Annotated in this window: 8 protein-coding genes; 4 read left to right on the forward strand and 4 right to left on the reverse strand. The window is 66.9% G+C overall.

Going from position 1 to position 9,002, the window contains the following annotated elements:
- Nucleotides 1–165 precede the first annotated feature (165 nt).
- The 4 genes from dnaK to ACE026_RS05615 all read left to right on the forward strand — a co-directional run bounded on the left by dnaK (nt 166) and on the right by ACE026_RS05615 (nt 5,686).
- On the forward strand, nt 166–2,094 hold the full coding sequence (gene dnaK / locus ACE026_RS05600; RefSeq protein ID WP_259260393.1) for a molecular chaperone DnaK: 1,929 nt from the start codon (nt 166–168) through the stop codon (nt 2,092–2,094).
- A gap of 164 nt (nt 2,095–2,258) precedes the next feature.
- Entirely contained in the window at nt 2,259–3,395 is a 1,137-nt protein-coding gene (dnaJ, locus tag ACE026_RS05605; protein ID WP_121042065.1) for a molecular chaperone DnaJ, read from the forward strand.
- 273 nt (nt 3,396–3,668) lie between these two features.
- Nucleotides 3,669–4,577: a pyridoxal kinase gene (gene pdxY / locus ACE026_RS05610; protein WP_486038280.1), complete on the forward strand. Its 909-nt coding sequence runs from the start codon at nt 3,669–3,671 to the stop codon at nt 4,575–4,577.
- Nucleotides 4,574–5,686: a prephenate dehydrogenase gene (locus tag ACE026_RS05615; RefSeq protein WP_486038281.1), complete on the forward strand. Its 1,113-nt coding sequence runs from the start codon at nt 4,574–4,576 to the stop codon at nt 5,684–5,686. Before pdxY ends, ACE026_RS05615 begins: the two co-directional genes overlap by 4 nt.
- A 147-nt stretch (nt 5,687–5,833) precedes the next feature.
- Here ACE026_RS05615 and ACE026_RS05620 read toward each other — a convergent pair whose 3' ends face one another.
- From ACE026_RS05620 to ACE026_RS05635, 4 genes are all read right to left on the reverse strand, one after another.
- Nucleotides 5,834–6,028, reverse strand: coding sequence for a hypothetical protein (locus tag ACE026_RS05620; protein WP_486038282.1), 195 nt, complete (start codon nt 6,026–6,028; stop codon nt 5,834–5,836).
- A 67-nt stretch (nt 6,029–6,095) separates the two neighbouring features.
- Nucleotides 6,096–7,862, reverse strand: coding sequence for an ABC transporter transmembrane domain-containing protein (locus tag ACE026_RS05625; RefSeq protein WP_259260396.1), 1,767 nt, complete (start codon nt 7,860–7,862; stop codon nt 6,096–6,098).
- Nucleotides 7,855–8,463: an IMPACT family protein gene (locus ACE026_RS05630; protein WP_486038283.1), complete on the reverse strand. Its 609-nt coding sequence runs from the start codon at nt 8,461–8,463 to the stop codon at nt 7,855–7,857. Before ACE026_RS05630 ends, ACE026_RS05625 begins: the two co-directional genes overlap by 8 nt.
- 44 nt (nt 8,464–8,507) lie before the next feature.
- Nucleotides 8,508–8,870: a hypothetical protein gene (locus ACE026_RS05635; protein WP_486038284.1), complete on the reverse strand. Its 363-nt coding sequence runs from the start codon at nt 8,868–8,870 to the stop codon at nt 8,508–8,510.
- Nucleotides 8,871–9,002 lie beyond the last annotated feature (132 nt).

The raw sequence follows: 9,002 nt of genomic DNA on the forward strand, positions 1-9,002 counted from the left end.
GGGCCGCCGGGCCAGGCCCGGCGGCTCGGCCGGACGCTGAACGCGTTGGGTCGCCATCGAACACTGTGTTTGATGGACGGCTTGAAAGTGTCCGCAGCGTCCCACACATCCCATTCATAACCCGGCAGCTGCCGGATGTACCCAGAACTTTCAGGAGTCTCCCTCATGGGCAAGATCATTGGTATCGACCTCGGCACCACCAACTCGTGTGTGGCGATCATGGACGGCGGCAAGGCCCGCGTCATCGAAAATTCGGAAGGCGATCGCACCACGCCCTCCATCGTCGCCTACACCAAGGACGGCGAAGTCCTGGTCGGCGCCTCGGCCAAGCGCCAGGCGGTGACCAACCCGAAGAACACCTTCTACGCTGTCAAGCGCCTGATCGGCCGCAAGTTCACCGACGCTGAAGTCCAGAAGGACATCGCGCACGTGCCCTACGGCATCCTGGCCCATGACAACGGCGACGCCTGGGTCCAGACCAGCGACGGCAAGAAGATGGCCCCGCAGGAAATCTCCGCCCGCGTGCTGGAGAAGATGAAGAAGACCGCCGAAGCGTTCCTGGGTGAGACCGTCACCGAGGCCGTGATCACCGTGCCGGCTTACTTCAATGACAGCCAGCGCCAGGCCACCAAGGACGCAGGCCGCATCGCCGGTCTGGAAGTCAAGCGCATCATCAACGAGCCGACCGCTGCTGCCCTGGCCTATGGCCTGGACAAGGGTGACGGCCGTGACCGCAAGATCGTTGTGTACGATCTGGGCGGCGGCACCTTCGACGTCTCGATCATCGAGATCGCCAACGTCGACGGTGAGAAGCAGTTCGAAGTGCTGGCCACCAACGGTGACACCTTCCTGGGCGGCGAAGATTTCGACAACCGCGTCATCGAATACCTCGTCGACGAGTTCAACAAGGACCAGGGCATCGACCTGCGCAAGGATCCGCTTGCCCTGCAGCGCCTGAAGGACGCCGCCGAGCGCGCCAAGATCGAGCTGTCCACCAGCCAGCAGACCGAAGTGAACCTGCCGTACGTCACCGCTGACGCGTCGGGCCCGAAGCACCTGAACATCAAGCTGACCCGCGCCAAGCTGGAAGCGCTGGTGGAAGACCTGATCAAGAAGTCGATCGAGCCGTGCCGCATCGCGCTGAATGATGCCGGCCTGCGTTCGAGCGACATCGGTGAAGTGATCCTGGTCGGCGGTCAGACCCGCATGCCGAAGGTGCAGCAGGCCGTGACCGAGTTCTTCGGCAAGGAACCGCGCAAGGACGTCAACCCGGACGAAGCCGTGGCACTGGGTGCTGCGATCCAGGGCGGCGTGCTGGGCGGCGACGTCAAGGACGTGCTGCTGCTGGACGTGACCCCGCTGTCGCTGGGCATCGAGACCCTGGGTGGCGTGTTCACCAAGATCATCGAGAAGAACACCACCATCCCGACCAAGGCCTCGCAGGTGTTTTCCACCGCCGAGGACAACCAGTCGGCCGTGACCGTGCACGTGCTGCAGGGTGAGCGCGAGCAGGCCCGCTTCAACAAGTCGCTGGCCAAGTTCGACCTCTCCGGCATCGAGCCGTCGCCGCGCGGCCTGCCGCAGGTGGAAGTGTCCTTCGACATCGACGCCAACGGCATCCTGCACGTGTCGGCCAAGGACAAGAAGACCAACAAGGAACAGAAGGTCGAGATCAAGGCCGGTTCGGGTCTGTCCGAGGACGAGATCGCACGCATGGTCGCCGACGCGGAAGCCAACCGCGAAGAAGACAAGAAGTTCCATGAGCTGGTCCAGGCCCGCAACCAGGCTGACGCGCTGATCCACGGTACCCGTACCGCGATCACCGAGCACGGCAGCAAGGTCGGTGGCGATGTGATCGGCAAGGTGGAGTCGGCCCTGGCCGATCTGGAAACCGCGATGAAGAGCGACGACAAGGCACAGATCGAAGCCAAGTCGAAGGTGCTGGAAGAAGCCGGCCAGGCACTGTTCGCGGCCTCCGCGGCGGCCGAGCAGGGCGGCGCGGCACCGGGCCCGGATGCCGGTGGCAACAGCGGCGCGCACGACGATGTGGTCGACGCCGAGTTCACCGAAGTCAAGGACGACAAGAAGTCCTGATCCGGACTCGACACGGGACGTTGCGCAGGCAACGTCCCGTTGTCATATCCCCCTTCTGGTCCTGACAGCCGTATCCCGGCCTGTCGGGGCGCCCGGCGAAAGAGCGGACCTGGTGCCGCTCTTCCGCTTTGACGAATCCCGACTTCCGGAACCCGATTCAAGTTATGAGCAAGCGCGATTACTACGAAGTGCTGAGCGTGTCCCGCACCGCCAGCGATGAAGAACTGAAGAAGGCCTATCGCCGTTGCGCGATGAAGTTCCATCCGGACCGCAATCCCGGTGACAACGAGGCCGAGGCCGCTTTCAAGGAATGCAAGGAAGCCTACGAAACCCTGTCCGACGGCAACAAGCGCCGGATGTACGATGCCCACGGCCATGCGGCGTTCGAGCACGGCATGGGCGGCGGTGGCGGTGGTCCGGGTGGCCCGGACATGGGCGATATCTTCGGTGACATCTTCGGCAACATCTTCGGCGGTGGCGCCGGTGGTGGTGGTCCGCGCCAGGCCCGTCGCGGTGCCGACATCGGCTACGTGATGGAGCTGGACCTGGAAGAAGCGGTGATGGGCGTGGAGCGCCGCATCGAGATTCCGAGTCTGGTCGAGTGTGATGACTGCAACGCCAGCGGCTCGGAAGATGGCAAGGTCGAGACCTGCTCGGTCTGCCGTGGCCAGGGCCAGGTGCGCATCCAGCGCGGCATCTTCGCGATGCAACAGGCCTGCCACCACTGCAACGGCCGTGGCCAGATCATCCAGAACCCCTGCAAGACCTGTCACGGCAATGGCCGTGTCGAGGAAGACAAAGTGTTGTCGGTCAAGGTGCCCGCGGGCGTCGACACCGGCGACCGCATCCGTCTGTCCGGTGAAGGCGAGGCCGGTCCGGCCGGCACCCCGGCGGGCGATCTGTACGTGGAAGTGCGGGTGCGCGAGCACGCGATCTTCCAGCGCGATGGCGACGACCTGCACTGCGAAGTGCCGATCCGGATCTCGCAGGCCGCGCTGGGCGATACCGTACGCGTGGCGACCCTCGGCGGCTATGCGGAAATCCGCATCCCGGCCGAGACCCAGACCGGCAAGCTGTTCCGCATGCGTGGCAAGGGCGTGCGCTCGGTGCGCAGCCGCAGCGAAGGCGACCTGTACTGCCGCGTGGTGGTGGAGACCCCGGTCAATCTGACCCCCGAGCAGCGCAAGCTGCTGGAACAGTTCGAAACCACCTTCACCGGTGAGGAAGCGCGCAAGCATTCGCCGAAGTCGGCGACCTTCATCGATGGCGTGAAGGGCTTCTGGGATCGGATGACGTCGTAAGCGTCACGGGTTCCTGTGAACTATCGAAGGCCCCCTGGCGACAGGGGGCTTTTTTGTGCGCGCGGACGGCGGTGTAGAGCCACCCCATGGGTGGCTGCGCGGGGTGCTCGGTGGATCGACAGCCACCCATGGGGTGGCTCTACCGTGGACCGACAGCCACCCATGGGGTGGCTCTACCGTGGATCGACAGCCACCCATGGGGTGGCCCTACCGTGGATCGACAGCCACCCATGGGGTGGCTCTACCGGGTGGCACCGGGCGTAAAATGTCGGCATGAACGAATCCCTCGAAAGCCACTTGGTCCACGGCCGCCGCCAGCGCCCGGACGGTCCGTCGCCGGTCGACGTCATCTCGGTCCAGTCCCAGCTGGTGTACGGCTATGCCGGCAACAGTGCCGCCGTGCCGCCGCTGCGCGCGCTCGGCGTGCGCGTGGCCGAAATTCCCACCACGCTGCTCAGCAACGCGCCGTTTTATGAGACCACGCGCGGCCGCGTGCTGCCCTCGGACTGGTTCGCCGATCTGCTGCTCGGCGCCGGTGAGCGCGGCCTGCCGCAGCGGGCGAAGATGCTGGTCTCCGGCTACTTCGGCAGCGTCGGCAACGGTGCGGCCTTCGCCGACTGGCTCGATGCGGTACTGCCGTCCTCGCCGCAGCTGCGCTACTGCCTGGACCCGGTCATCGGCGACACCCACACCGGCCCTTATGTCGAGCCGGGCCTGGAAAAAGTCTTCGCCGAACGTCTGCTGCCGCATGCGTGGCTGGTCACGCCGAATGCCTTTGAACTCGGCCGCCTGACCGGCATGCCGAGCCTGGCCCAGGACGATGCGATCGCCGCCTCGCAGGCGCTGCTGGCGCGTGGGCCGGAGTGGGTGCTGGCGCACAGCGTCGGTGGCGATCCGGGCCAGCTGGTCACGCTGGCGGTCAGCCGCGACGCGATCTGGCGCTGGTCCTCGCCGCACCTGCCGGTGGACGTGGCGGGCACGGGCGATGTGCTGATGTCGCTGCTGGTCGCCTTCCTGCTGCGGGGGGAAACCTTCGAACAGGCGATCTCGCGTGCCATCGCCGGCGTGCATGTCGCGCTGGAGACCACGTTGGCCAACGGCCACGAAGAGTTCGATGTACTGGCCGCGGCGCCGGCAGCGTTGGCGCTGCCGGATCGTTTCGTCGCCGAGCGCCTGGCGTGAGTCTGACACCGGTGGTGGGCATCGTCGGCAGCGACGGTGCCTACGGGCGCTGGCTGCGCCGGTTCCTGGAACAACGCCTTGGGCTGGAGGTGATCGGCCACGATCCAGCCGATGCGCAGTCGGACAGCCCGGAGACGCTGCTCGAGCGCGCACAGGTGCTGATCTTCTCGGCACCGATCCGGCACACGCCCGCGCTGATCGCCGACTACGTGGCCCGCTCGGCCGGTCGTGAAGCCGGTCGCCTGTGGCTGGATGTCACCTCGGTGAAATCGGCGCCGGTCGAGGCGATGCTTGCCTCACAGGCCGAGGTGGTGGGCCTGCATCCGATGACGGCCCCGCCCAAGGCGCCGACGCTGAAGGGCAGGGTGATGGTAGTCTGCGAGGCGCGCCTGTCGCGGTGGCAGCCGTTCGTGCAGCAGCTGTGCGAGGCACTGGAAGCGGAGTGCGTACGCGCCACGCCCGAGCATCACGACCAGGTCATGGCGCTGGTGCAGGCGATGGTGCATGCCACGCATCTGGCCCAGGCCGGTGTGCTGCGCGAATACGCGCCGCTCCTGGGTGCCTTGCCGGCCTTGATGCCGTATCGCTCGGCCTCGTTCGAGCTGGATACCGCGATCATGGCGCGCATCCTCTCGCTGAATCCGGCGATCTACGAAGACATCCAGTTCGGCAACCCGCACGTGGCACCGATGCTGGATCGCCTGCTGGCCCAGTTGCAGCAGTTGCGATCGCAGCTGGAGCAGGGCGATGACGCCGCGCGCGCGGCGTTCCGCCAGCAGTTGCTGCTGGACAACCGTGACAGCCTCGGGGCGGAGGTGCTGGCTGACGGCAATTACACCTTCGAGCGGGTCGGCTACCTGCTGGCCGATCTCACCGAACGCAACGCGATCAGTGTGCACCTGCCCGAGGACCGGCCCGGCTCGTTGCGCGAGTTGCTGCACGTGTTCGAGCGGCACCGGGTCAGCCTGGCCTCGATCCATTCCTCGCGTACGCCGGCCGGTGAGGTGCACTTCCGGGTGGGCTTCGTGGCAGGCAGCGATGCTCTCGCGCTGCAGGCGGCGGCCATCGAGATCGATGCCTCCGGTATCGGCCGCGTGCTGGTGCGCTGACACGGTGCGCTGCAGCATTCATCCACAGGGGGTGTGGATGATCTGCGCACAAACATGTGGATAAGTGCGTACGCGCCTTGAGGTAAAAGGCTGTCAAGATGCTTGGTCAAAAATTGACCAACATCCGCGTAACTTTTTTTCAACGCCTCAGGTGACGAGGGTCAGCTCGCCGCCTGCCGTGCGGAACTCGCGGCCGTCGCGAATCAGATGGCGGCCATCGGCCAGCTCATAGCGCGCACTCTGGCCGGTGCCTGCACTGGCATCAGCCTGCTCATCCTTGAACTCGATGATGACGTAATCGTCGCCATTGGCGTCGGTGGCGGGGAACTGTCGGAACGACATGAAACACCTCCTGCAGCGCATCCAGTGAGGGCTGCAGGATGCGATGGCCGGTGTTACCGGCCCGTCATCAATCGATGAATTGCAGGCGCGCCAGTTCGGCGTAGAGACCGCCTTCGGCCAGCAGCTCGGCATGCGTGCCCTGGGCGACGATGCGGCCGTGGTCCATCACAACGATGCGGTCGGCCTTGAGCACGGTGGCCAAGCGGTGCGCGATCACCAGCGTGGTGCGGCCGGCCATCAACCGCTCCAGCGCCTGCTGCACCGCGCGCTCGCTTTGTGCATCCAGTGCACTGGTGGCTTCATCGAGCAGCAGGATCGGCGCGTTCTTGAGCAGGGCGCGGGCGATGGCGATGCGCTGCTGCTGGCCGCCCGACAGGCGCGCACCACGCTCGCCCAGCTCGCTGGCATAGCCTTCGGGCAGGGCCTGCAGGAATTCATCGGCCTCGGCGGCTTCGGCCGCGCGCTGCACCTCCTCATCGGTCGCCTCCAGGCGGCCATAGCGGATGTTCTCGAACGCACTGCTGGCGAACAGGGTCGGCTGCTGCGGCACCAGCGCCAGCTGTTCGCGCAGCTGCGCCGGATCCACCTCGCGCAGGTCCACGCCATCGACCAGGATGCGGCCGGCCGCAGGATCATGGAAGCGCAGCAGCATCGACAGGATGGTGCTCTTGCCGGCGCCGGACGGGCCGACCAGCGCGACCGTTTCACCCGGCCGCACGTGCAGGTCCACATGATCCAGCGCGGCGGTATCCGGGCGCTGCGGGTAGTGGAACACCACATCCTCGAAACGGATCTCGCCGCGCAGTGGCTGCGGCAACGGGGTGGGATGGGCCGGGGCGGTGATCTCCACGTCTTCCTGCAGCAGCTCGGCGATGCGGCCCATGCCGCCCGACGCCCGCTGCAGTTCGTTCCAGACCTCGGCCAGCGCGCCGACCGAGCCGCCACCGATCAGCGCATACAGCACGAACTGGCCCAGCGTACCGGCACTCATGTTGCCGTCGATCACCTCGTGCGCGCCCAGCCACAGCACGCCGACGATGGCGCCGAACACCAGCACGATGGCGCTGGCGGTGACGATCGACTGGGCGCGGATGCGGCGGCGCGCGGCACCGATCGCATCGCCCAGCGCCGCATTGAAGCGGCCGCGTTCATACGGCTCACGCGCATGGGCCTGCACGGTACGTACCGCGCCCAGTGTTTCCGAGGCCAGGCTGTTGGCATCGGCGATGCGGTCCTGGCTGGCGCGCGCGATGTTGCGCAGGCGGCGGGCGCCGATGATGATCGGCAATACCGCCAGCGGAATGCCGACCAGCGACCACGCCGCCAGGTGCGGGCTGGTCACGAACAGCATCACCAGGCTGCCGACCACGGTCACGCTGCTGCGCAGGGCCACCGACATGGTCGAGCCGATCACGCTGCGCAGCAGTTCGCTGTCGGCGGTCAGGCGCGAGACCAGCTCGCCGCTGCGGCTGCGGTCGTGGAAGCCGGCACCCAGCGTGATCAGATGGGCGTAGAGGCGGCTGCGCAGATCGGCGACCACCTTTTCGCCCAGCAGCGAGACGAAGAAGAAGCGCGCGGCGGTGGCCAGGGCCAGCACCACCGCGACCAGGAACAGCAGGGCGAAGGCCTTGTTGATCTGGCCGCCACTGGTGAAGCCGTGGTCGATCATCTGGCGCACTGCGACCGGCAGGCTCAGGGTGGCCACCGAGGACACCGCCAAGGCCACCAGCCAGGCACTGAACAGACCGACGTGCCGGCGCACGAACGGCCACAAGGTGTTCAAGCTGCCCAATCGGCGCATCGGCGTGTCGTTCGGAACGGGTGCGTCAGTCATTCGATGGGCCTGGTTCGATGCGGGATTCAATACGGACACGATCACGAGTGGCGTCGCGGAGGCGGTTTTTCAACGGCTCGACCTGATCGGCCGGCAAGCGCAGGTGCAGGTTCACGCCGTCGGCGGTGAATGCTTCGTCTACCTTTTCCGCCAGATGGGCGCCCAGCGCGGCATGCAGCGGGCCCAGATCCTCGAAGCCGGCCTGCACCTCCAGCTCGGCCATGGCGATCAGCGGCAGCCGCGGTGCCACCCGCAGGCACTCGGCGGCGGTGCCGCCATAGGCGCGGACCAAGCCGCCGGCACCGAGCTTGATTCCGCCGTACCAGCGTGTCACCACCACCATCACCCGATCGAAGCCTTGGCCATCAATGGCGGCCAGGATCGGGCGCCCGGCGGTGCCGGACGGCTCGCCATCGTCGCTGGAGCGGTAGTCGTTGCCGTAGCGGTAAGCCCAGCAGTTGTGGGTGGCATCCGCCACGGCCACCTGCTGCAGGAACTGCAACGCAGCGGTCGCGTGCTGGATCGGCGCGGCATGGGCGATGAAGCGGCTGTGCTTGATCTCCAGGCTGTGGCTGACGGGGGTGGCGAGCGTATCGGGCATTCCCACCATTCTAGTGGGGATGCCTGATCACCGTACGCGCCGCGTCAGTTCTCGAGCAGCTGGCGAAGGTCGCGCGGGATGCGCACTTCCGGGTATTGCTGCAGGTAGCGCTCCAGGCTGGCGCGTGCGGTATCCACATCGCCGGCATCGCGTCGCTCGCGGATGCGCTTGAGCCATTGCTTGCGCGGCAGGCTGGCATCGGCAGCGACCGCCTGCTGCAACGCGCGCACGGCGTCGTCTGCCGAGGCGGGTGCCGCCATCGGCGCGGCGGCGCGGCGCATCACGCCGGGAGCGCTGGGCGCCGGTTTGGCTGGCGCTGCGCTTTTGAATGCGTTATGCGGCGCAGAGCGCTCGATCGTCGAACCGGTCACCACGACGCTGTCCAGCGCCGGTTCGCTTGTGTCCATGGCATACGCCGATGCCGCCTCCGGTGCCGGGGCCGACCTCATTGGCGCCGGGGCCTGCACCGGTGCCGGGGCGGGCGGTGCTGGCGGTGCGGGCGCGGCGATGGCCTCGGGGCGGGGCGAGGACACGTCCCG

It is taken from the genome of Stenotrophomonas sp. AGC87 (assembly GCF_057333975.1).